Below are 22,633 nucleotides of genomic sequence, written 5' to 3'. Positions count from 1 at the left end.
GGCACCGGCGGCTCATACCGCTGGCGTTCCTCGATTGAAATGCAGGAAAAAGAAATGCGTGTCTTGATCATCGGTGCCGGTATTCTCGGCGCCAGCACCGCCTATCATCTTGCCCGGGAGGGCGTCGAAGTCGAGATCGTCGACGAAGCCCATCAGGGCAAGGCGACCATGGCAGGTGCGGGCATCGTCTGCCCCTGGGCCACCAAGGCCGACGAGTCGGACTGGTATCGCATGTATGCCGCCGGTGCCTGCTTCTACGACAGCCTTATCGCCGGTCTGCAGGCCAAGGGCGAGACCGATCTGGGCTACGGCAAGGTCGGCGCGCTGGTGGTGGCCGAAGACCGCGTGGAATTCGACGCTGCGGCAGAACGCGTCGCCCGCCGCGTCAAGGATGCCCCGGAAGCCGGCGAAGTCCGCCACCTGACGCCGGCGGAAGCCCGCGCCCTCTTCCCGCCGCTCCGCGACGATCTCGACGCGATCCACATTCCGGGCGCGGCCCGCGTCGATGCCCGCCTGCTGTCTGCCGCAATGGTGCGCGCCGCCGTCGCCATGGGCGCAAAATTCCGCAGCGACTACGTGACGCTGACGCTCGAGGGCGACCGCGCCCGCTGCCTCGACAGCAACGGCGCGTTGATCGAGGCCGACGAGATCATCGTCACCGCCGGTGCCTGGGCTTCGCAGATCCTGCGCCCGCTCGGCCTCACCCATCCGGTCGCGCCGCAGAAGGGGCAGATCATCCACCTGCGCCTGCCCGGAGTTGCCACCGCCAGATGGCCGGTCCTCCTGCCGATGAGCAGCCACTACATGCTCGCCTTCGACGATTCCCGCGTGGTGATCGGCGCGACTCGCGAGAGTAATTCCGGTTTCGACTACCGCGTCACCGCAGCCGGTGAATACGAGGTTCTCGGCGCCGGCCTCAAGATCGCGCCGGGCCTTGCCAATGCGACGCTGATCGAAACCCGCATCGGCTTCCGCCCCGCCGGCGAGACCATAAACCCGATCCTCGGCCGTGTCCCCGGGATAGCAAACCTGACGCTCGGCAACGGTCTCGGCGCCGGCGGCCTGACGATCGGCCCGTTCGCAGGTGCGCAGCTTGCCAAGGTCGTGACGGGACAGGCGACGGATATTCCGCTCGATCGCTACGCTCCGGAAGGCCGCGGCTAAGAAGCAGAGCCCTTCCACTCATCACCACCGACCTGCCGCGACCACGCGGCGGGCTAACTCTCCCATTGTCAAAGGAATACCACGATGATCAAACGTCACCGCAAGCACCGCATCATGCACGGCGCCGTCGAACACAATGGCGTGCTCTATCTCGGCGGCCACGCCGCCGGCGACATCTCGGTCGGCATGAAGGAACAGACCCAGCAGACCTGCGCCAAGCTCGATGAAGTGCTGGCCGAATGCGGCTCCGACAAGCATCATATCCTCTCGGCCCGCATCTACCTTTCCGACATGTCCGGCAAGGAGGCGATGAACGAAGCCTGGCTCGAATGGATCGATGGCGACGACCTCCCCTCCCGCGCGACAATCGGCGTGGCCGACCTCGGCGACCCGAAGCGGCTGATCGAGATCGTTCTGATTGCCGCCAAGAAATAAGGTGGCCAAAACGGGCGGGCTGACGCTCGCCCGACTGCTCTGACGGACTGGAGAACGGATATGACGGACAAGCCGAACCGGATCGACGATCGTTATGCGACGCAGGAGAAATACACGACGCTGCGCGGTATCTATAAAGACGCCCAGCACCGGCTCTCGGAGATGGACTGGAACTACCTCTCCTGCGGCACCGGCGACGAAGTGACCCTACGGGAAAACACCTCCGTCTTCGACAGCATCCGCTTCGAAGTGCCGCTGTTCGCCGGCATCAGCAATCCAGATACAAGCACAAACGTTCTCGGCTTCGACCTGAGCTTTCCCGCTTTCATCGCGCCGTTCGGCGGTGGCGAAAGCGTCTTCCATCCCGAAGGACATCTGGCGATCGGCCGTGCTGCCGCTTCGGTCGGCATCCAGCAAATGGTGCCGGTCGCAGCCGCCCACTCGCTGGAGGACGTCGCCAAGGCCTCGCCGGCTGCTTCCGTCTTCCAGATGGCCTTCGTCGGGGATGAGTGCGGCGTGCTTGAGATGATGGAACGGGCGAAAGCCGCCGGCTATAAATATATCTGCGCCACCTATTCACCCATCCGCCAGTGGCGTGAACGGATGATGGAGGACCGTTTTTCGATTCGCGGCGAGACGGGTTCGTCCAACTTCGGCCCCGGCAAATCCGATCCGGCGGCAATGGTCGAACTTCTCGATTTCACCCGGCCGCGCTGGACCTGGGCTCAGGCCGCCAGCGTTATCAACAAGGCGCCGCTCCCCTGCATCGTCAAGGGCGTCTCCAGCATCCGCGACGCCAAGGCATCGTTGGATGCCGGTGCCGTCGGCCTCTACGTCTCCAACTACGGCGGCCGCACGATCGACCGTGGTCCGCCTGCCCTGGAGACGCTGAGCCCGATCCGTGAAGCCGTCGGCAAGGACGTGCCTATCGTCTTCGATTCCGGCATCCGCCGAGGCAGCGATATTGCCGCCGCACTTGCCCTTGGCGCGAATGCCGTCGCGCTTGGCCGCATCGTCGCCTACGGGCTCGCCGCTGACGGCGAAAACGGTGTTCGCCGCACGCTGGAATTGCTGCAGCGGGAGTTCTGGACAACCCTTGGCCATCTCGGCTGCTCGACGGTCGCGGAACTGTCTCCCGCGGTCTTCGCGCACGAATGATGCCCTGGTATCGGCAAGGAAAACGTTGCGACATCGGCGTGAATGACGATCTTACACGGATTGGGACCTATGGCCTGTTGCTTCTCGTAATTTTAAGAAGAAAATCAACAACAGCGCGCACCTTGGCGGGTGTGCGCCTGTTGGCGGGGAAAACGATGGCGATCGGGTCGGCCTCAATTTCGTAGTCCTGCAAGAGGGGTACCAGCATGCCGCGCCGCATCTCCTCTCTGAATAACCACCAGGTTGCCTGGGAGATGCCAAGGCCATTGATGGCCGCCTCTCGAAGAATATCACCGCTGTCGGTGATGAGGCCGCCCGAGACACGGATCACCTCGTCACCGCCGTCTTTTGCACGAAAATGCCAATTTGAGCCAAAGGCGCCGGTGATGCAATTGTGCCTGACGAGATCCGTTGGCGTTTCGGGCAGCCCATGCTTCTCGATATAGCTTGGAGCAGCGACGGTCTTTTGGGCGCCGCGCACCAGGATGCGGTTGATCAGCCGGGAATCAGCCAAACGCCCGGAATGGACAACGAGATCGAAACCACCCTCGATCGGGTTTGCGGTCTGGCTCTTGAGGCAGAGGTCGAGCACCACGTTCGGATAACGTTCGTAAAACTCCGGTAGCGTCGGAATGACGGTCATCCGCGCGAATGAGGGCGGTAACGCAATTCGGACTGGACCGGTCGGCGCGATATTCGCTTCCTTGATTGATCCCTCCGCTTCATCGAGATCGATCAGAATCTGCCGGCAGCGCTCATAATATTCGGTGCCGTATTCGGTGAGATGCATCCGCCGCGTGGTTCGATGCAGGAGCTGCACACCGAGCCCTTCCTCCAGACGCGTCACGCTCTTGGTGACTGCGGAGGTCGAAGACGCGAGCGCCTTGGCGGCCGAAGTAAAGCCCCCCAGCTCAGCTACGCGCACAAACGACAGAATGTCCTGGAACTTGTTCACCGCAAATCGTGCTTCATTGCTTACATCCTGCGCAAGGTGGCGCGCGATTGATCATCAGCTTAACGTTCCGCCTGTCGATCGCAAGCCATCAGGCAGTGTCAGCAATTTGCGTGCCGTTCCGGCGGGCTTCTTTAGCCGGCGAACCGGAAATTGATATTTTCCAAAACTGCATATTCCCATTTTCGTCCAACTGGAAACACTAGAGGCAAGGACGCTGAAAGCGCCAGGGAACAAATCCGATTGGAAAAAACTTGCCGGGATACTGGTTCGACAGCGCATTGTGTCTGATAGAAAAAGCTGACCGCTTTCACGCGGAACAGCGTTCGATCGAGATCGATGACCGCCAAATTGGGGCGCTGCACCCGGCTGGATCGCGCCCTTCTCCGGATTGCGAATTCGTCGACGCCAGCGACCTGATCGCGGTGCCGGGCCTGGTCAACTGCCACAGCCACTCGCCCGACAATCTCGTTCGCAGCACCACCGGCGACCTGCCCCTCGAGCTCTGGTCACTGACCTCATCAGCTGGACGCGAAAAGCGAAGCCTGCGCGAAATCTACATTTCCACGATGCTAGGTGCGATCGAGATGATGCGCAGCGGCACGACCGCCGTTCTTGATCACGTCCGCATTTCGCCAGATATCGATGGCGAAGCGCTTGATGCCGTCGCTCGTGCCTGGCGCGACAGCGGCATGCGGGCCGTGATCGCCCCTGTTATGTCCGATAGAAGCGTCGTCGAAACCATGCCGTTCGAAGCAGACGACCTGGCCGGGCTCGACCTTTCGGCCTATGGCAACCGCGCGCCACTCCCGGCTCGTGAGCAGATGGTGATCGCCGAGGCTTTCTTTTGTCGCTGGCATGGCGCTGCGGACGGCAGGATCCGCGTCGCGATCGGCCCTTCCGGCCCGCAACGCTGTTCAGACGATCTCCTTGCCGCTGCGGCCGATTTCAGCCGAAGGCACGATACACCACTCCACACCCATATCCTCGAAACGAGGCTTCAGCGGGAAATGGGCTTCAAGCTTTACGGCCGCGGAACGATCGCCCATCTCGACGATCTCGGCCTGCTGACGCCACGCACCAACCTCGTGCATTCGATCTGGCTGGAGCCGAACGATGCGGACCGGATCGCGGCAGCCGATGCGACTGTGATCCATAACCCTGTCTCCAATGCGCGGCTCGGCAGCGGCTATTGTCCGCTGCCGGATCTCATCGGCAAGGGCATCCGCATCGGGCTCGGCACCGACAGCGCCTGCTGCAACGACAGCGCCAATCTTCTGGAAACGATGAAGTGGGTGGCCCTGCTTCACCGCCTTCGCTCGGATGACGAAACGGCCTGGCTGGGACCTGAGAGTGCGCTGCGGCTCGGCACATCCGGCGGCGCAAACGTGCTCGGATCGAAGATGACGGGCAGGCTGGAGGCCGGCTGCGCGGCCGACATCACATTCTTCAAACGCAAGGCGCCGGCATTTTCGCCTCTTCATGATCCGGTCCGCCAGTTGGTCCTTTCGGAGAGTGGCGCAGCAATCGATCGGGTGATGATTGCGGGCCGGGTCGTGGTATCAAACGGTCGCTCGACTAAGATCGACGAAACCGCGATCTGGGACGAGGCTCAGGCGCTCGCCGACAAGAGACGCGTCGATGGCATGGCGGCGCAGGCGGCCACGCATCTTCTGGAAGGCCCGATCGGCAAGATGCGTAGCCGCTTTAACACTGGCTGGGCGGAAGGTTGCTCATGTCACTAGCCTGGACACGGGAGCCATTGCGTTTCTTCCAGCACCTGCTGCGCGAAACTGATGCCTCCACCCTAAGGATCGACAGCCTGATCGACGAAATCAAAAGCGTCGGCGCCAATGCCTGCATCGTCATGGGCGGCGGGTTCTCGGCCTGGTACCCGACAGAACTCTCCTCGCAGACGATCAACCCGCACTTGCGAAGCGACTTTCTCGGCGACTTCCTGACCGCCGCGAAAGTTGAGGGTATCCGGACACTGGTGAGGATGGATATTTCCAAGGGCCGCGCCGGCATGGAGGACAGGCATCCCGACTGGTTCGTACGCAAGCCGGACGGAAGTGTCAGCAGCGTCTGGAATATGCCGCAGATCTGCGCCACCGGTCCTTTCTGGCAGCAGGAAACCTTCTCGATCCTAAGCGAAATCCTGAGCCGTTATCACTCCGCCGACGGGTTCTTCTTCAACTATCTGCATGTGCAGCGCTGTTATTGCGACCGATGCCAGGATCTCGTTTTCGAGGCTATTGGAGAACCGGTTCCGGCAGCGGATCGTCGCGTTCCGGACTATGAGACATGGCGGCAGGATTTTCTGGCGGACTACATGGGCCGGGTCCGGAGCTTCATCCAGGCGCGCAATCCCGCCGCAGCGCTGGTACCCTATCACCACGTCCATGACGGCTGGAACATCCGGCGGATGGCGGGGATCACCGATATCATCGGCTCCCAGGTCTCGAACCCCGTTATGCCGAACCCGGTCGATCCACAGCCGATCTGGAACCTTTGGGCTGCTGAAGAAGCGCTGACGGCACGGGCGTTGAAGCCAGATCACGCACCGCTCCTTATCCAGACGACATCGGAAGTCTTCGCCAGCCGACAATCTGCCATGCCGGATGCCTGCCTTATCCATAATCTCATCCAGGCGGCTGCTCACGGGGCTGCGACGGCGCCGGCGGTCAATGGCATGCTGGATCAGGAGGATGCGCGTTTCGTGCCCGCTCTTCAGACACTCGGTCGGTACCTGCAGGAGAATGCTGGCTGGTATCGCGATCTCAAAAGCCTGGCGCGCGTTGCCATCGTCCGGTCGGAAGATAGCAGGCTGTGGGGAAAGGATGCCGGCCGGCCAGCGGGTAATGCTGAGGGTAGTGGACATATCGGCGAATTCCGGGGCATCTGCGAGATGATCTCGGACCTCCACTATTCGTTCGACATCCTGGTCGCCCCCGGCCTGACGCTCGCCGAGCTCGGCCGCCACGACCTCGTCATCCTCCCCGCCGTAGAGTGCATCTCCGATGTGGACGCCGCGGCCTTGGACGCCTATGTGGCCGCCGGCGGCAAGCTGCTCGCAAGCGCCGATCTTGGCGCCACCGACGAGGCCGGCCACGCGCGGCAATCTGCGTCACTTCAATGCCTGCCTGCCCTTCCCGGCAATGGTGGCACGGCCGTAGGTGCCTATCTCTCCCTCGAAAGCGCAGAGTTCCGAAATGCATTGGGCGGCATTCCACACGTTCCGGCTGCTGGTGAATTCTGGACACCATTCGCCGATGGCAACAGCAATGACGACCTTCGTCTCATCGGCCCGTTTGCCAACAACGCCCCGGAATTCACGACGGTGGAAGGTGACGGCAAGGAACCGGGCTTGATCGAACGGGACTTTGACAAAGGCCAGGCGATCTGGCTGCCATGGCGCATCGGTTCGCTTTACCATCGTCATTCTATGCCGGAATATCGCAAGCTACTGAGTGTGCTGATCGAACGTCATGTCGGCGCCGCTCCGGTTCGCACCACGGCACCTCTCGCGGTCGAAACGATCCTCTACGCCCATCCGGACGGAATGGTGCTGCATCTGATCAACGGGGCATCGGCAAGAACGAAGCGGCTCGTCGAGTTGACGCCGCTTGCCGGGTTCGACGTCGCGGTTGAGACCGGCTGCAACTTCGCCCTATCACTTCACGACGACAAGGAACTGCCCGCCACAAGGGCAGGCAAAATGATGATCCTGCGCATCGAACGCCTGGATCACTTTGCGGCTATCGCCCTGACAAAGGGTTCAGCCGGGAGGAAGAGGGCGTAAGGAAGGCCGAGAGATCCATTCGATGGACCCCATGCGGCTTCATCAAAAGCGAGAAAAAAGGGTGAACAAATGAACCATATCCTGAGACGATATCTTATGGCCGGCGCGATCAGCGTCGCCGTAATCGTATCGATGCCGCTTGTCGCAGCGGCCCAAAGCACTTCGACGGTCGTGATCGCACAGGCAGCCGATGCCTATTCCATGGACCCGGCAAAACATTCCGCCTTCCCGACGGCCAACATTCTTTTTCAGATCTATGATGGTCTCGTCACCCAGAATGAGAAGGGAGAGATTTCGCCAGCTCTCGCCACCTCCTGGAGCAATCCGGATCCGCTGACATGGCGTTTCAAACTGCGCGAGGGCGTCAAGTTCCACAATGGCGAGGCATTCAATGCCGCCGCCGTCAAATACACCTTCGACCGCGCACTCGACCCGAATTTCAAGGCGCCTTATTACTCGCGCATCTCGCAGATCAAGGCCGTCAACGTCGTCGACGACTACACCATCGACATCAAGACGGACAAACCCTTCCCGACCATGCTGCTGTCGCTTTACGAGGCAAGCTTCCCGGCCCTGATCGTCCCGCCGGCCTATACTGCGCAGAACAACGGCGCGGATCTTGGCGCCAAGCCGGTCGGTACAGGCCCTTATCGCTTCCTCGAATGGAAGAAAGACGAGCGCGTCGTGCTTGAAGCCAATCCCGATTATTGGGGCGGCAAGCCGGCCATCAACAAGGTCATCTTCCGGCCGATCAAGGAAACCCGCACCCGCATCGCTGAATTGAAAAGCGAGGGTGTCGACATCGCCGTCGACGTGCCGCCAGAAGATATCGCCTCGCTGGAAGGCGGCGATACCAAGGTCGTCTCCGTTCCCAGCGAATTCCTGTATTTTCTGGCTTTCGATACCACCCGAGATACGCCGCTGAAGGACAAGCGTGTCCGTCAGGCGATCAACTACGCCGTCGATGTCGATGCCATTCAGCAGGCGCTGCTGAACGGCATGGGCACGCGCATTGCGCTCACCTTGCCCAGCAACGCCTTCGGTTACGACCCGACCTGGAAGGCCTATCCCTATGATCCGGCCAAGGCCAAGGCGCTTCTCGCCGAAGCCGGTTATCCGAACGGCTTCACCATTCCGCTGATGACCCGCAAAGGCCGTTACATGAAGGACAGCGAGATCGTCGAGGCGACCGCCGGCTTCCTCTCCAAGGTCGGCATCAAGGCCAATATCCAGTATCTCGAGCCCGGCGTATGGGGTCAGGTTTCGGAAAAGAAGGGCCGTGAAGGCATCACCTTCCCGGGCTGGAGCGGCCGCGACCCGAATCTTGTCTGGGCGCCTCTTCTGCACACCGGCGAATATCAGAGCTATTACAGCAATCCGGAGCTGGACAAGTTGCTCGATGCCGGCGCCGCGACTATCGACCCGGCCGAGCGCAAGGGAATTTACGATAAGGCGGCCGCGGTCATCAAAGACGACGCCCCGCATCTGCCGATGGTCCAGCCGCCGCTGATCTACGGCCTCGACAAGAAGCTGTCATGGACGCCGCGTGCGGATGGCATGATCGACCTGCGCAAGGCGCACTACTGATAAACCTCATCGCGGCCGGGCCTCCGTCCGGCCGCGAATCACCCGGAGTGAACCACGGTCTTGGCCAATTTCCTGATATCCCGATTGCTCTACGCCGCCGTTGTGCTGCTCGGCGTGTCGGTTGCCGTCTTTTTCCTCATCCGGATCGGCGGCGATCCTTCAGCCCTGTTCCTGCCGCCCGAGGCGCCGATCGAGGAAATCCAGCGTTTCCGTCACCTGATGGGCTTCGACCGGCCACTGATCATCCAATATTTCGAATTCCTGGGCCGCGCCGTCCAAGGCGACTTCGGCATGTCTCTGCGTTACGAACAACCAGCAATGAGCCTGGTGCTGGAGCGGGTCCCGGCGACCCTTGAGCTTGGCGGCATGGCGTTCATAATGTCGCTGGCGGTTGCCATCCCGCTCGCCATCCTCGCCGCCGCCAACCGTGGTTCGGCGATCGACCGGGCAAGCCTGCTGATCTCGCTGATCGGCCAGAGCTTTCCGGCCTTCTGGCTGGCAATCATGCTCATCCTCTTATTTTCCGAGACTTTTCACGTCCTGCCGCCCTCGGGACGAGGCGGTTGGCAACATCTGATCATGCCGGCAATCGTGCTCGCGACCTATTCCACGGCGATCATCACGCGCCTGCTGCGCTCGTCGATGATCGAAGTGCTGCAATCGGACTATGTGCGCACCGCCCGCGGCAAGGGCGTCCGTGAAAGCCACATTATTCTCTCCCATGGACTGCGCAACGCTGCCATCCCGACACTGACGGTGATCGGCCTGCAGGTCGGGGCGCTCCTCGGCGGCGCGGTGATCACGGAAGAAGTCTTTGCCTATCCCGGCATTGGCCGCCTCGCCATCCAGGCGATCGCCAACCGCGATTTCACCGTCGTGCAGGCCTTCGTGCTGTTCATGGCGGTGGTCATCGTCGCCATCAATCTTCTGGTCGATCTCTCCTACGGCTTTCTCGATCCGCGCCTGCGGAGGAACAAATGACGGCATTTCTGAAACGCTATCTCGCGAGCCACCTTGCGGCCATCGGCCTTGCGATCATCGTGATCGCGCTGTTCGTCGCGATCTTCGGCCCCTGGCTCGTTCCCTACGATCCGAGCGCCCAGGAGATCCTCCAGCGCTTGAAGCCGCCGCTCTGGAGCAATGCGGATGGTATGCACCTGTTCGGCACGGATGCGCTCGGACGCGATATCTTCAGCCGGATCATCATCGGCGTACGCGTCTCGATGATGGTCGGGGTTGCTTCCGTGGTCATCTCCGGCGCCGTCGGCGTCACCTTCGGGCTGGTCGCCGGTTACGAGGACAAATACGCCGGCCGGGTGCTGATGATGCTGACCGATATTCAGCTCGCCATCCCCTTCCTGGTGCTGGCACTTGCGGTTGCCGCGGTCGTCGGCCCCAGCCTGTGGAACATCATCGCCATCCTCGGCCTCACCAACTGGGTGCAGTACGCCCGCGTCGTGCGCGCCGAATGCCTCGTCCTTCGCGAACGCGAATTCATTCAGGCGGCCCATATGATGGGCATTTCCGCCACCCATATCCTGACCCGCCACCTGCTGCCCAACGTCATGTCGTCGGTCATCGTCATTTCCAGCCTGCTGGTCGCCAAGATGATCCTGTTCGAGTCGTCGTTAAGCTTCCTCGGCCTCGGCGTACCACCGGAAATGCCGACCTGGGGCACGATGATCTCTGAAGGCCGCAACTATATCGGCAATGCCTGGTGGGTAGCGACCATCCCCGGCTTCGCGATCTTCTTCACCGTCGTCGGCACCAATCTCGTCGGCGACCGACTACGCGACCTGCTCGACCCACGCCTGCGTCAGATGGAGGGCTGATCCATGTCGAATTCATCCACCTACGACATCCTGATTCCTGGCTTTCCCGGCCGCACCACTCGCGGTTTTCTCGGCTGGAGCACGATCCTGCTCCTCAAGACCCCCAAAGGCTACGCTCTCTTCGATACTGGCGGCAGCGGCGATCGGCCCGGCCTCATGGCGACGCTCAAGGATCGCGGCATAGAACGCGACGAGATCCGAACGGTCGTCCTCTCCCACCTGCATTTCGACCACATGGCCAATGTCGAATGTTTCCCGAAAGCCGAAATCATCCTGCACGAGAGCGAGTTTTCCTATGTGCAGGACCACAGGCACGACGATCCGGCGATCTCGATTTTCCAGGTCGAGGGATTGCTGCGCAGCCCGCTGCTGACCCTCGTTTCCGGCGAACTGGAAGTATTGCCCGGCATCCGGATGATCCAGACGCCCGGCCATAGTGGCGGCCACGTTTCACTGGTCATGACCGTCGGCGGCAGGTGCGTCGTGCTCGCCCAGGACGCGATCAAGCATCGCGGCGAGATCGACGCCGGCGCGCTGGCCGGCGCCTTTGACGAGGCGGCGGCACGCGCCAGTATCCACCGCATCGCCGCGATGGCAGATATCATCGTGCCCGGCCATGACGGCCCGCTCACCATGGAAAACAGCCGTGTCATCGCTTCGACTCCGGTCTCGACCGAAATCAGTATCGCGCTTGACGGCCGTCGTTTTCTCCTGGAGGCCTGAATGCTGACGCTGCTCCACAACGCCTTTCTCTGCACCGGCCTGCCCGGCGGCTTTCATCCGGACGGAGCACTGCTGATCCGCAGCAGCAAGGTCATCTGGTCGGGCGCTCTGGCCGACCTGCCGCTGCAATCGGAGCCGGTCACCCGAAAAGATCTGGGCGGGCGCGTTATCATTCCGGGCCTGATCAACACCCATGCCCATGGCGGTCTTTCGACCCATCGCGGCTGCTGCGACGAAGGCGACCTTTTCCAATGGGCGGCGGCGCTCGCTCCGCATACCTCGCACCTGACCGTCGAGGATAACCGGCGTGGCTGTTATCTCGCGATCATGGAAATGGTCCGCAACGGCATCACCACCGCCTGCGACTGCACCCGCTACGGCGCCGGCGTCTTCGCCTCGGTCGCCACCGAGATCGGCATGCGGTCGCTGAGCGGCGCGCTCGCCAACTCCCCCGAACTTCGCCGCAACGGCCGACCGAATTGGCCGTTGGCACTGGAAGAAACCAGGCAAGCCATTGAGCGTCACAAAGGCAACGGCCTCGCCCGTTTCTATCTCGGCGGGCATTCGCCCTACAGCTGCACGCCGACCCTCCTCCAGGAGGTCAAGCGCGAAGCTAATAAGCTCGACCTGCCCTTTGTCATCCACGTCGCCGAGAACAAGCGCGAAAACGAGATGGTCATGGAGCAATATGGACAGTCCCCGACCGCCTGGTTGCACGGCCTCGGCGTTCTCGACCGCCGATCCGTCCTTGCCCATTGCGTCTGGGTCGACGAGGCGGACATGGACATTCTCGCCAAGACCGGCGCCGGCATTGCCCACAATCCCGGCAGCAACGCCAAGCTCGCGAGCGGCATCGCCCCGGTGCCGGCGCTGCGAAAGCGCGGCATTCCGCTCGGGCTCGGCACCGACAGCACGCTGAGCAACAATTGCCTTGATCTTTTCCAGGAAATGAAGCTCTCGGTGCTGCTGCAACGCGCCGCAAGCCTCAATGGGACGATCATGGGCGCTGCGGACGCTTTCAGCATGGCGACGCTCGAAGGTGCCCGGGTACTGGACTGGGAAACCGAGATCGGCAGCCTGGAGGCAGGCAAGGAGGCGGATCTGGCAATCCTCGACCTCAGCCATCCGCTTGGCTTGACTGCCGACCGGGTCCTCTCCGACCTCGTCTACCACGCCGGCCCGCAGCATGTGCGCGGCGTCATGGTGGCTGGAAAGATGATCTTCGAGGAGGGTCGGCTACTCACTGTCGACGAACCGGCCATCCGCCACGCAATCCACGAACATTACAGACATCAATGACAAAGGACCAATCCATGACGGACGCACCTGTCGGCCTCATCACCAGCGCCGCTTCCGACAACCTTCTGCAAGGCCGCCGGCTGGAAATGGTCTTGACCCCCTGGGGCGAAGCTTCCGTGCTGATCGGTGAAATCGGAGGGCGACAGGCGGCGGTCATCCTGCGCTATGGCGAAAAGCTGACACTCCCGAGCCACAAGATCAATTACCACGCCAATATATGGGCGTTACGCGAACTGGGTGTTGAATCGATCATTTCGCAGAACGCGATCGGCTCGGTCAATCCGGCAATCCGGCCGGGGGATATCGTCATCTCTGACGATTTCCTTGACAAGACAAAGGCGCGAGCGCAATCGCTGTTCGACGAAAGCGAATGCTGGGTGCGCGTCGATTTCACCGATCCCTTCTGCCCGCGCCTACGGGCCGACTTGATCGCCTCAGCCAACAAGCACAGCAACAGAGTGATTGAGCGCGGCACATTCGTCTGCACCGAAGGTCCACGTTTCGAGACCCCGGCGGAAATCCGCGCCTATGCGCGCGAGGGCGGCGATATCGTCGGCACGCCGCTCGTCCCCGAGGTCATCTTCGCTCGCGAAGCGGAGATGTGCTTTGCGTCGATTGCGCCAGTCATCAACTTCGGTGCCGGCATGGCACCAGCCGTCGTGCATTTCGGCCCCGGCAGCATGAACGAGATCTATTACAAGGAAGGCCTGCACGACTTGATTGAGAAAACCCTGATCGACGCGATCTCGCGCCTTTCTGCCGCGCGGACCTGCAATTGCGGCAGCGCCCTTGATGGCGGCTTCCACGGCGACCCGCCAGCTTGGCTGAAACGGCGCGCGTCGTAGTAGTGCTTCGATGATGACACAGCGAATGGGTTTCTGCTTATGGGTTTCTGGTCTTGCGATCCCATCAGGGGTTTGTCCAGTGTTCCTGATCAGCAACGCGCGCCGTTCCGAGCGGGTGCTGCCAATCTGCGCAACCCGATAGCCGCAGAAATCCCGGATCGGGAAACCTATGCACCTTCCGGATCAACTCAGGTGGAAGCGGCTGCTTGATGTGGTCCGGCATGGGTCAGGCCTGGTTGACAGGCACATCGTTTTCGAATGAGATCAGCGGGGAGTCAATGGCGAGCAACTTTCCGAGCTCGACAGAGGTGAAGCATATCCGGGCGCAGCAGCCTGCAAATGAAGCTCGCGACGCGAGGCTGTCGGTACCAGTAAAACTCCTGTTCGATGCGATATTCCGGTTCCGCGCGGTCAGCACCGGCTGCACAACCTGCTCCAGCAATGGCGTCTCGGGTGCCTCGACCAGAAGCTTGTCATAGAGGTCGAGGAATCCGCGCACTGTTGCGTTCGCATCCTCGGCCAATTCCATGAACCGGAACCGATCGGCTGATAGTCGGCGTCCCAACGTGGCCAACCCTGCGAAACGGCATCCACCATCCTGCGCTGTGGCCGAGGTAGTCCTCGCATGCGTTGGTACCCGACATGTCAGGGAGAGGCGTTGCAGTTAAAAAAGTGCCCAATGCATCGACGGGACCGATGGCAAATTCACCAGACGGAAGGGGCGTCAGCAGATCTCGGGCAAGCGCGTTGCGCATCGGCGTGATCTGCCCATCTCGATCAACTGTCGCCTCCGTCACCACCGGCGCAACGATTTCCGGTAACCCGCCCGCTCGCGCTGCCCCGTGTGAAGACTTTCGCGCCGTAACTAGAGGCCAGAACCTGAGGGGGACTGTCTTGGCCGAAGTCTGTCCCCTAAACACCTGCTCCAAGATCTCGGCAGGCAGCATGCCGGATTTCAGCGCGTCAACAGGAATATCAACAGACCGCTTCCGCTCGGACTGCGTGAACTTTCCTTCACCTAGCGCGCCGTCGGCCAGCGAAGTTCGCCAGTCGCGCAGATTGCTTGGGGTCAGGAGTCGGCACTACTAGGTTTTTCAAGGAAAGGATGCAGACATAAGATAAAAAGCACCGCGCAATCTATTTACTGAGAGCAAGCCTATCCGCTCTCAGAGAAATACCGCGGGGCTTTCTGGCTCGACCATCTTCCGCAGATGCATCCCTTGCTCTGGCTGCCGTTCGCGTCTTGCCGCCATCATTCGTCGGCCCCCTCATGACTGCCTGAACTTCTTGCGTCACCACACCGGATTACAATCAGCCCTCCCTAATACGCGCATGAACGGTTACTGAACGGATGCCGCACGTATAACGAATGCAGGCCGATCTCTACTACTTCTGAGGTATATCTCGCTTGCTCCCGGGGCAAGACCTTCGTGGTAGCTCTTTTGAGCCTGTGGATTAGCCTGAAAAGCTGATTTGCCTGTTGCCGGCACTGCTGGTTCTATGCTCGGTGGCTGGGGGAGAACTAGCCGGGGAAGAGCAGTGCGTAAACCAGCCAGCGACCGAGTCGACCTTGAGCATCAGGTTCGGATGTTCCGCGACGTCATCAAGGATATGAAGGCTAGGCAGATTAAACCAGGGCACTGTCAGCGGATCGCAGACTATGAGCAAATTGTCGCCGAACTCAACGAAGCCCTGGCCGACATGCCGGCATCACACCTGCACTAGACTGCCGGAACTTTGGATGCTCATCTCGGTTTGATTTACAGGAGGAGATCAAGATCACCCCTACCCCGCACAACCGCAAGAATTGCTTACTATCTCTGCCTGACCTTAGCTTTCGGCTGCCGCGTTGCGGGAGTGATGTGATTGGCCATTAACGGGGAGCCGAGGCATGCCGCCTGCGATGGGGTGTATTTTCGGCGACCTCGCCTCAGGGACATTCAACACCGGCGAGCCGATGAACCGTGCGACGAAAAGGTTTCTTCTAGAGGGACCTCAATCGCACCAAAGAGCAGGCTATCTGTCAATGCTTGACGATAAAGGAGCCTTTCGCTGGTGAAGCCAAAGGTCGCGCTAACGTCTCGCCTTGACCCACTCGGAATTGAAGACCACGCGTATTCGGGAGCGGCCGACCGAAGCCCAGCCTGCCGGTATTGCATGCCGATGTCGAGCAAGAGATTTCCGACGGCGGCGGCGAATGAGCGTTTTTCCATTGCTTAGGTACCTGTCGCCGAAGCATCGGCTCCGCGCATCGTGTCTATGACGGACTAGTGCGATTGCTTTATCTCGAGTAGCAGCGCAAATGCCAGCACTCGAGTAGCGAAACGCAGCACGTAAGAAAGCGACGAACCCAAATGAACAGCCGACGCGATTTTGTCGAACAAACCGTCACTGTCAGCGCCGCCTCTCTCAGCGGCACCATCGCGTCCGCGCAGGCCGGATCGCAGCCCCACCCCCAGCCGCTCTGGCAAAGGCTCTACCCCGGCTGCCGCAACATGCGCATCAAGACGAGCGGCGCGGAGATCAATGTTGTCACCGGCGGCTCGGGTCCGCCCTTACTCCTGCTCCACGGCGCGCCGGATTCGCTCGTAACCTGGCACCTCATCGCGCCGCAGTTGGCCAAGGATTACACGCTGGTCCTCATGGATCTGCGTGGCTATGGCGATAGCAGCAAGCCGGATGGCGGCGCGGATCATGCGGCCTATTCCAAGCGGGCGATGGCGCTCGATGGGGTCGAGGTGATGGCGCAGCTTGGCCATGATCGCTTCCATGTGGTGGGGCATGATCGCGGCGGGCGGGTCGGGCGTCGCATGGCGCTCGATCATCCAGACAAGGTGCGCAAGCTCGCCGTGCTGGATATCATGCCGGAGCATTATCTCTACAGCCATGTCACACTCGGCTTTGTGCAGGGCTATTATCATTGGTTCAGCTTTTTGCGGCCTTCGCCTATCCCGGAGGAGGAGACACTGGTTCGCTACAGCGAAGCCGCTGCGAAGGCGACGAGCGAGATTGAGCGTGAATACGCGCGCCACCGCACGAACCCGGAGATGATCCACGCCATGTGCGAGGATTATCGCGCCTCCGCCTCAATCGATCTGGCGTTCGATGCGGCCGATATCGCCGCGGGCAAGAAGATCACTTGCCCTCTCCTAACCCTATGGGCCGCCAAGGGGCTTTACCCTCGCCTCTTCGATGACGTGCTGGGCGTGTGGAAAGCGGAAGGCAGGCACGTGAGCGGCCGAGCCCTCGCCAACGCCACTCATAATCTGCAGGAGAGCGACCCCAGCGAAACGCTTGTTGAATTACAGGCCTTCCTCAGGGACTGATCCACCGCAAACTGCGCGGCACAAGCCTCCGATCAGGGAGGCGGTGTGCAACATTTCCAGCGGACGGCGAAGGTGCATTCCAAGAGCGAGCTCGCAGACTGTGCGTCAGGTTGGAGCGCTAGAAGGGTCGTTCGATCGTGAGCGTCCGGTGAGCTGTTTTTGCTGATCGGGCAAATCAGGCGATGTTCTGGCATTAGAACCAGCATTAGTGCTGACATTAATACCAGAACAAAGAGGTTTCATGACTCGCATAGAGATCATGTCTGGTACCGAGCGCAGACGGCGTTGGTCGGACGAGGCGAAGCTGAGGATACTTGCGGAAGCTGATGAGCCCGGTGCTCGCATTGGCGATGTGGCGCGCCGGCACGACATTCATCCGGGCCAGATCCGCTTGTGGCGGCAATCATTCAGCTATGCCGATCGGCCGACGGTGTTCCTCCCGGTGGAAATCACCGAGGAGGTTGGCGTAAGTCAGCCGTCTACCGCAGCAACGAGGCCGGCGATCGTCGAGATCTTGCTTCGAAACGGTCGGAGCTTGAAGGTTCCGGTTGACGTTGAGTTGAAGCTGCTTGGCCCGCTCGTCGCTTGCGTGGAGGCGGCATGATCGGGCCATCGGGGAATGTGCGGGTCTACCTGGCCTGCGGAGTGACGGATATGCGGCGTGGCATCGATGGCCTATCGGCGCTGGTCGAAACGGTCGTGAAGGAGGCGCCGGGCTCGGGCGCGATCTTCGGCTTCCGCGGAAAGCGCGCTGACCGGATCAAGCTTCTCTGGTGGGACGGCCAGGGGTTCTGCCTATTCTACAAGATTTTGGAGCGCGGGTACTTTCCCTGGCCGACGGCGAAAGAGGGTGTAGCGCACCTGACGCAGGCGCAGCTTTCCATGCTCGTTGAGGGGATCGATTGGCGACGCCCGGCGTGGACGTCCGCTCCCGGCCGAACGGGATAAAAGCTATATTTTGCAGGGGCATCCGAGGCTTAACGCTGGCGCATCAGAGGCAAATTGGCTAGATTCGCGGGTATGGAAACAGCGCCGCTGGACAGTCAGGACGAGCTCACTGCTTTGCGCGCACTCGTCGCGGAACAGGCGGCGAAACTTGAGAGCCAGGAAGCCAAGGTCATCAAGCGAGACTCCATAATCGGACTTCTTCGCGCGCAACTGGAGCTTCTCCGACATCGGCAGCATGGCGCGTCTTCGGAAAAGATCGACCGGAAGATCGAGCAATTCGAGCTGATGCTGGAGGAGATCGAGGCCTCCCGGGCCGAGGCTGAACTGCGCTCCGGGAAAACTCCTCTGCCGGAGTTGGACGACGCATCCGAGAAGCCGAAGCGCAAGCCTCTACCCGATGATCTCGCCACCGAAGAACTGGTCTATGCGGCTCCCTGCAACTGCCCGACCTGCGGTGGCACTTCGTTCCTGAAGGCGGCCGACAAGTGGTCCAGGTGCTGGAGCACGTGCCGGCGTCGGTCAAGATTGTCCGGCATGTCGAGAAGCGCATGATCTGCAGGGAATGCGATACGACAGTGGCTGGCGAGATGCCGACCTTGCCGATCGAGCGCGGCAAACCCGGGCCGGGACTGCTCGCCCATATCATGATCGCCAAATTCGACGATCACATTCCCCTCTACCGCCTGTCAGAGATGTACGACCGGTTGGGGATAGACATCTCCCGATCCGTGATGGCTGACTGGGCCGGCCGCGTATCTGCATTGCTGACACCACTTGTCCTGTTAATCAGGGCCCATATCGCAGCACTCGACCGAATACATACGGACGATACCCCGGTCGATGTTCTCGACCCCGGGCGGGGCAAGACAAAAACCGGCAGGGTCTGGGTCTACGTCTTTGACGGCAGTGGCTATCAATCCGCCACTCCCGCAGCCATCGCCTATTACTACAGCCCTGACCGCAAGGGCGCGCATCCGGCTGATCACCTGGCAAGCTTCAGCGGCGTCATGCATGCCGACGGCTACGGGGGTTACAAGAAACTCTACGGCAACCAGATCATTGAAGCCGCCTGCATGGCGCATGTGCGCCGCAAGTTCCATGATGTGATCAAGCTGAAGCCTTCTCCGATCGCTGAGGAAGCACTGTCGCGCATCGGCGCTCTCTACGATATCGAGAACCGTATCCGAGGCATGTCGGCTGACGAGCGGCGCACCCTGCGCCAACAACATGCTCGGCCCATTCTGGACGAGCTCAAGGCCTGGATCGAGGCGACACTCTCAACTTTGCCACAGAAGCAGAGGCTCGCCGAGGCGATGCGATATGCGCTGTCGCGATGGACAGCCTTGTGTGTCTACATCGATGATGGCCGTGTCGAAATCGACAACAACATCGCTGAACGAGCCATGCGTCCGCTTGGAATCGGAAGGAAGAACTGGCTGTTTGCCGGCTCGGACAAGGGCGGTGAGCGCATCGCCAACATCCTGACCATCATCGAAACGGTCAAATTGCACGGCCAAAATCCGGAGGTGTATCTGACAGATGTCCTCGCCCGGATCCAGGATCATCCCAAGGATCGAATTGAAGACCTGCTGCCCTGGAACTGGACGCCAGCAAACGCTCGATGCGAGGCCGCCTGATGGCGCGCTCGAGGTTCATCTACACACTCAGCCAAGTCGCCGGCATGATCGGCGAGAACCTCGAACTGATCGAAGAAGTGACCGCAAATTCGGACAACATCTCCGAGGGCGAACTGGTTTACGTTAGCGATGGCACTGAAGACGGCACGAAGGGTCTGACCGAGAATGGCATCGAAGAACTTCAAAGCCTACTCGCCGACATCAGGACGTGGGACGGCGGTATCCGCGAGTTCCTCATCGACACACAGTGCGATCCTGGAATAATCGACCGCATCATGGCCGATGAGATGAAACGCGCCCTATAGCTTCCATCTCTCGACACCCGAAAAATGCGTTCGCCGGACGCTCACGTTCGATCGCGGTCTGTCAGTACCGGAGCAATACTCCCCAATGGTGCCGGTCGAATCTTCCCCAGTTGCTGCAGCCGCCGGTCTTTCGGGGCGCGCCGCGGATTCCCCTATGTCCTGACAAACAGCCAGAACGCGCTGTACGGCAGCTTAGCAATGATCGATCGAACGTATTGCTGAACGGAGCGGAACCGTCGACCCGTTGAATCGGGCCCATGGAAAACCAAAAGCTGCGGAAAACGACAGAAGCATAGTGGGCTGCGCATAAGGTGCAACAGGCGCTGATTTGAAACTCTCATTCGAGAAAACAATGCATCACACTTCTAGCACGCACACCATTAGCGACCGCTAATCGACCTATCGGGTCAAGTGTACTGGCAAGGCAGCCAAGGGCCACCTCGCCAATGTATGTTACTTGCGGTGCCCGATCGCAAGCGCAAACAGTCTGGCCTGCCGGTCGGCAAAAGCGCGCGGGTTGGCTGGTTTGTCGCCATCAAGAATGCGTGCTTCGTCAAGCAGAAGCCACGCCGCGTCCTCGCGGAATGCCTGATCGCCCATTGAGGCGATGCTTTTGACGCGCTCGCTTTGCGCATTGATCTCCAGGATCGGCTTCGATGCCGCTTGCAACCGCCCTGCCCCTTGGAGGAGTTTTTCGAGTTGGCGATCGGGGCCATGCTCCGACGCGACAAGGCAGACCGCGCTTTCGGTCAACCGATCGGAAACCCGCACGTCAGCAACCTCCTCACTGAGGGTGCTTCGAGCGAAATCGATGAACGACCCGACTTCGGGAGACGCTTGCCGACCACCTTCATCGGTGCCTTCCTCGCCGGCCAAAGTGTTCAAATCGGCAAGTCCCTGGGTAATCGATTTGAAAGGCTTGCCCCCGAAATCTGGGGCGTTGGTCGGCCAGAAATTGTCTACGCCATCGGTAAGCAGAAGGACTTCGATACCCTTGGCCCGAAAACCCTCGAGTTGCGGCGACGATTTCAGTTGGTCCAGGCTGGAGCCGCTGATGTAATAGATCGCCGACTGCCCCTCGTTCATTCCGGCCAGGTAGTCGGCCAGGCTCCGAGTTGCCTCGCCGGACACGGTACTACGGAAGCGCGCCAGCTTCAGCAACTGCGCGCGCCGTTCGAAGTCGTCGTAAATACCTTCCTTGAGAATGGCGCCGAACAGATCCCAGACCTTGGAAAACGTCTCGGCTTCGCCTTCGGCCATCTTCTCTAGGGCGGAAAGGATCCGGCTCGTCACGCCCTTCTTGATGGCGGCAAGCACGGGACTTTCTTGGATCATCTCGCGGGAGATGTTGAGCGGCAGATCCGAGGTGTCGACAATGCCGCGCACGAACCGCAGATAGCGCGGCAGCAACTCGGCTTCATCGGTGATGAAGACGCGCTTCACGTAGAGCTTCATGCGACCCTGACGGTCCGGATCGAACAGGTCGAAGGGCTGAGAACCGGGGATGAAGGCAAGCGTCGTATATTCGTGGCGACCCTCCGCGCGGAAATGGATATTGGCCAGCGCCTCGTCATATTGGCCGGACACACCACGATAGAAATCGTCGTAGTCCTGCTTGGATATTTCCGTCTTCGGCTTTGTCCAAAGTGCGGCGCCGTCGGAAATCTGCGACGGCTCGGCACCGTCCTTCTCGATGAGACGGATAGGCACGGGCACGTGGCCGGATTGATCACGGATGATCTTCTCGACCGTCCATTTGCTGGTATATTTCTTCGCATCCTCCATGAGATGCAGCACGACACGCGTTCCCCTCGCCGGCGCTTCGCCGAGATCGACCGCAACGACGTCATAACTTCCCTTGCCGTCGGATGACCATTTCCAGGCCTCGCCCTCGCCAGCGCGGCGAGAGACCACATCGACCCGGTCAGCGACCATGAACGAGGAATAGAAGCCGACGCCGAACTGGCCGATCAGTTCCGCCTTCTCCCCAGCTTTGGCCGCCTCAAGCCGGTCCATGAACGCCTTGGTTCCGGAGCGTGCGATCGTGCCGAGCGCGTCGATCATCTCGCCGCGGTTCATGCCGATGCCGTTGTCCTCGATAACGAGTGTCTTCGCCTCCTCACTGAGGCTCACGAGAATTCCCGGCTGGGTCCCATCGGACGAGAGCTCCGGCCTGGAAATCGACTCATAACGCAGCTTTTCGCAGGCATCCGCCGCGTTCGAGACCAATTCCCGGAGGAACACATCTTTGTCCGAGTAAACCGAATGCACCATCATGTGCAGGAGTCGGCTGACATCGGCTTCGAATACGTGTTGCTCGGGCTGCCGCTCTTCTACTGTCGTCATTAATAACTCCATCGTGCAGAAATCGCCGGTGAGATGGTTTCCCGCGATTGGATTTCAAGCGCTATCTGCTGCCAGGACGAGCATCCGGGAGCGTCTCTAGACTGCTTCCTATCTTCCTCTGATGACACACTGATCGGCAACATGGGGTCAGAGCAAGATTAGTGCGAAACCGTACGTTTAGCCGAGAAAGTGATGCTTGAGATCGATATTCGTTCCCAAGACCGGGGCCTATATAGCATTTCACCCTAAACTTCATATTGAGGACAGGCGGCAA

Annotated in this window: 19 protein-coding genes and 1 pseudogene; 17 read left to right on the top strand and 3 right to left on the bottom strand. The window is 60.6% G+C overall.

The window, feature by feature from the left end; all coding sequences use genetic code 11:
• Positions 1-54 precede the first annotated feature (54 nt).
• From C5L10_RS26235 to C5L10_RS26225, 3 genes are all read left to right on the top strand, one after another.
• Positions 55-1,164, top strand: a complete 1,110-nt coding sequence (locus tag C5L10_RS26235) for an FAD-binding oxidoreductase (RefSeq protein WP_105432058.1) — start codon at positions 55-57, stop codon at positions 1,162-1,164.
• Between the two features lie 84 nt (positions 1,165-1,248).
• On the top strand, positions 1,249-1,599 hold the full coding sequence (locus tag C5L10_RS26230; RefSeq protein ID WP_105432057.1) for a RidA family protein: 351 nt from the start codon (positions 1,249-1,251) through the stop codon (positions 1,597-1,599).
• Between the two features lie 60 nt (positions 1,600-1,659).
• The gene (locus C5L10_RS26225; protein WP_105432056.1) at positions 1,660-2,757 is read left to right on the top strand and encodes an alpha-hydroxy acid oxidase; all 1,098 of its coding nucleotides are present in this window, start codon (positions 1,660-1,662) and stop codon (positions 2,755-2,757) included.
• Between the two features lie 67 nt (positions 2,758-2,824).
• Here the strand turns inward: C5L10_RS26225 and C5L10_RS26220 are convergent, their stop codons facing one another.
• Positions 2,825-3,712, bottom strand: coding sequence for a LysR family transcriptional regulator (locus tag C5L10_RS26220; protein WP_105432055.1), 888 nt, complete (start codon positions 3,710-3,712; stop codon positions 2,825-2,827).
• A 251-nt stretch (positions 3,713-3,963) separates the two neighbouring features.
• Here C5L10_RS26220 and C5L10_RS26215 point away from each other — a divergent pair, with 251 nt between their 5' ends.
• The 8 genes from C5L10_RS26215 (at position 3,964) to C5L10_RS26180 (ending at position 13,797) form a co-directional block, all read left to right on the top strand.
• Positions 3,964-5,454 carry an amidohydrolase family protein gene (locus tag C5L10_RS26215; RefSeq protein ID WP_172717197.1) on the top strand — a complete coding sequence of 497 codons (1,491 nt, stop codon included), beginning with the start codon at positions 3,964-3,966 and terminating at the stop codon, positions 5,452-5,454.
• The gene (locus C5L10_RS26210; protein WP_105432053.1) at positions 5,445-7,511 is read left to right on the top strand and encodes an alpha-amylase family protein; all 2,067 of its coding nucleotides are present in this window, start codon (positions 5,445-5,447) and stop codon (positions 7,509-7,511) included. The genes C5L10_RS26215 and C5L10_RS26210 overlap by 10 nt, the downstream gene beginning before the upstream one ends.
• 69 nt (positions 7,512-7,580) lie before the next feature.
• On the top strand, positions 7,581-9,098 hold the full coding sequence (locus tag C5L10_RS26205; RefSeq protein WP_105432052.1) for an ABC transporter substrate-binding protein: 1,518 nt from the start codon (positions 7,581-7,583) through the stop codon (positions 9,096-9,098).
• Between the two features lie 60 nt (positions 9,099-9,158).
• Complete coding sequence (locus C5L10_RS26200; protein WP_105432051.1) at positions 9,159-10,079, top strand: ABC transporter permease; 921 nt, start codon at positions 9,159-9,161, stop codon at positions 10,077-10,079.
• Positions 10,076-10,930, top strand: a complete 855-nt coding sequence (locus C5L10_RS26195) for an ABC transporter permease (protein ID WP_105432050.1) — start codon at positions 10,076-10,078, stop codon at positions 10,928-10,930. Before C5L10_RS26200 ends, C5L10_RS26195 begins: the two co-directional genes overlap by 4 nt.
• A gap of 3 nt (positions 10,931-10,933) precedes the next feature.
• Positions 10,934-11,653, top strand: coding sequence for an MBL fold metallo-hydrolase (locus tag C5L10_RS26190; RefSeq protein ID WP_105432049.1), 720 nt, complete (start codon positions 10,934-10,936; stop codon positions 11,651-11,653).
• Positions 11,654-12,952, top strand: a complete 1,299-nt coding sequence (locus C5L10_RS26185) for an amidohydrolase family protein (RefSeq protein ID WP_105432048.1) — start codon at positions 11,654-11,656, stop codon at positions 12,950-12,952.
• A gap of 14 nt (positions 12,953-12,966) precedes the next feature.
• On the top strand, positions 12,967-13,797 hold the full coding sequence (locus C5L10_RS26180) for an MTAP family purine nucleoside phosphorylase (RefSeq protein ID WP_172717196.1): 831 nt from the start codon (positions 12,967-12,969) through the stop codon (positions 13,795-13,797).
• A 226-nt stretch (positions 13,798-14,023) separates the two neighbouring features.
• Here the strand turns inward: C5L10_RS26180 and C5L10_RS26175 are convergent, their stop codons facing one another.
• Positions 14,024-14,326 (bottom strand): hypothetical protein, encoded by a 303-nt coding sequence (locus C5L10_RS26175; RefSeq protein WP_105432046.1) that lies wholly within the window; start codon positions 14,324-14,326, stop codon positions 14,024-14,026.
• Between the two features lie 1,010 nt (positions 14,327-15,336).
• On the opposite strand from C5L10_RS26175, the gene C5L10_RS26170 reads away from it, so the two are divergent.
• From C5L10_RS26170 to C5L10_RS34995, 6 genes and pseudogenes are all read left to right on the top strand, one after another.
• Positions 15,337-15,522, top strand: a complete 186-nt coding sequence (locus tag C5L10_RS26170; RefSeq protein ID WP_105432045.1) for a hypothetical protein — start codon at positions 15,337-15,339, stop codon at positions 15,520-15,522.
• A 629-nt stretch (positions 15,523-16,151) separates the two neighbouring features.
• Positions 16,152-17,123 carry an alpha/beta fold hydrolase gene (locus C5L10_RS26165; RefSeq protein ID WP_245448195.1) on the top strand — a complete coding sequence of 324 codons (972 nt, stop codon included), beginning with the start codon at positions 16,152-16,154 and terminating at the stop codon, positions 17,121-17,123.
• Between the two features lie 241 nt (positions 17,124-17,364).
• Positions 17,365-17,727, top strand: a complete 363-nt coding sequence (locus C5L10_RS26160) for a transposase (protein WP_105432044.1) — start codon at positions 17,365-17,367, stop codon at positions 17,725-17,727.
• Positions 17,724-18,071 (top strand): IS66 family insertion sequence element accessory protein TnpB, encoded by a 348-nt coding sequence (gene tnpB / locus C5L10_RS26155; RefSeq protein ID WP_012478058.1) that lies wholly within the window; start codon positions 17,724-17,726, stop codon positions 18,069-18,071. The genes C5L10_RS26160 and tnpB overlap by 4 nt, the downstream gene beginning before the upstream one ends.
• 72 nt (positions 18,072-18,143) lie before the next feature.
• Positions 18,144-19,708: pseudogene (locus tag C5L10_RS26150) on the top strand (IS66 family transposase).
• Positions 19,708-20,013: a hypothetical protein gene (locus C5L10_RS34995; RefSeq protein WP_105432082.1), complete on the top strand. Its 306-nt coding sequence runs from the start codon at positions 19,708-19,710 to the stop codon at positions 20,011-20,013. Before C5L10_RS26150 ends, C5L10_RS34995 begins: the two are co-directional and overlap by 1 nt.
• A 453-nt stretch (positions 20,014-20,466) precedes the next feature.
• Here C5L10_RS34995 and htpG read toward each other — a convergent pair whose 3' ends face one another.
• A complete protein-coding gene (gene htpG / locus C5L10_RS26140) occupies positions 20,467-22,359 on the bottom strand; it encodes a molecular chaperone HtpG (protein WP_105432043.1) in 1,893 nt (630 codons plus the stop codon).
• Positions 22,360-22,633: the final 274 nt, after the last annotated feature.

It is taken from the genome of Neorhizobium sp. T6_25, from assembly GCF_002968555.1.
Classification (GTDB): domain Bacteria; phylum Pseudomonadota; class Alphaproteobacteria; order Rhizobiales; family Rhizobiaceae; genus Neorhizobium.
This window is presented reverse-complemented; position numbering and strand designations above follow the sequence as displayed.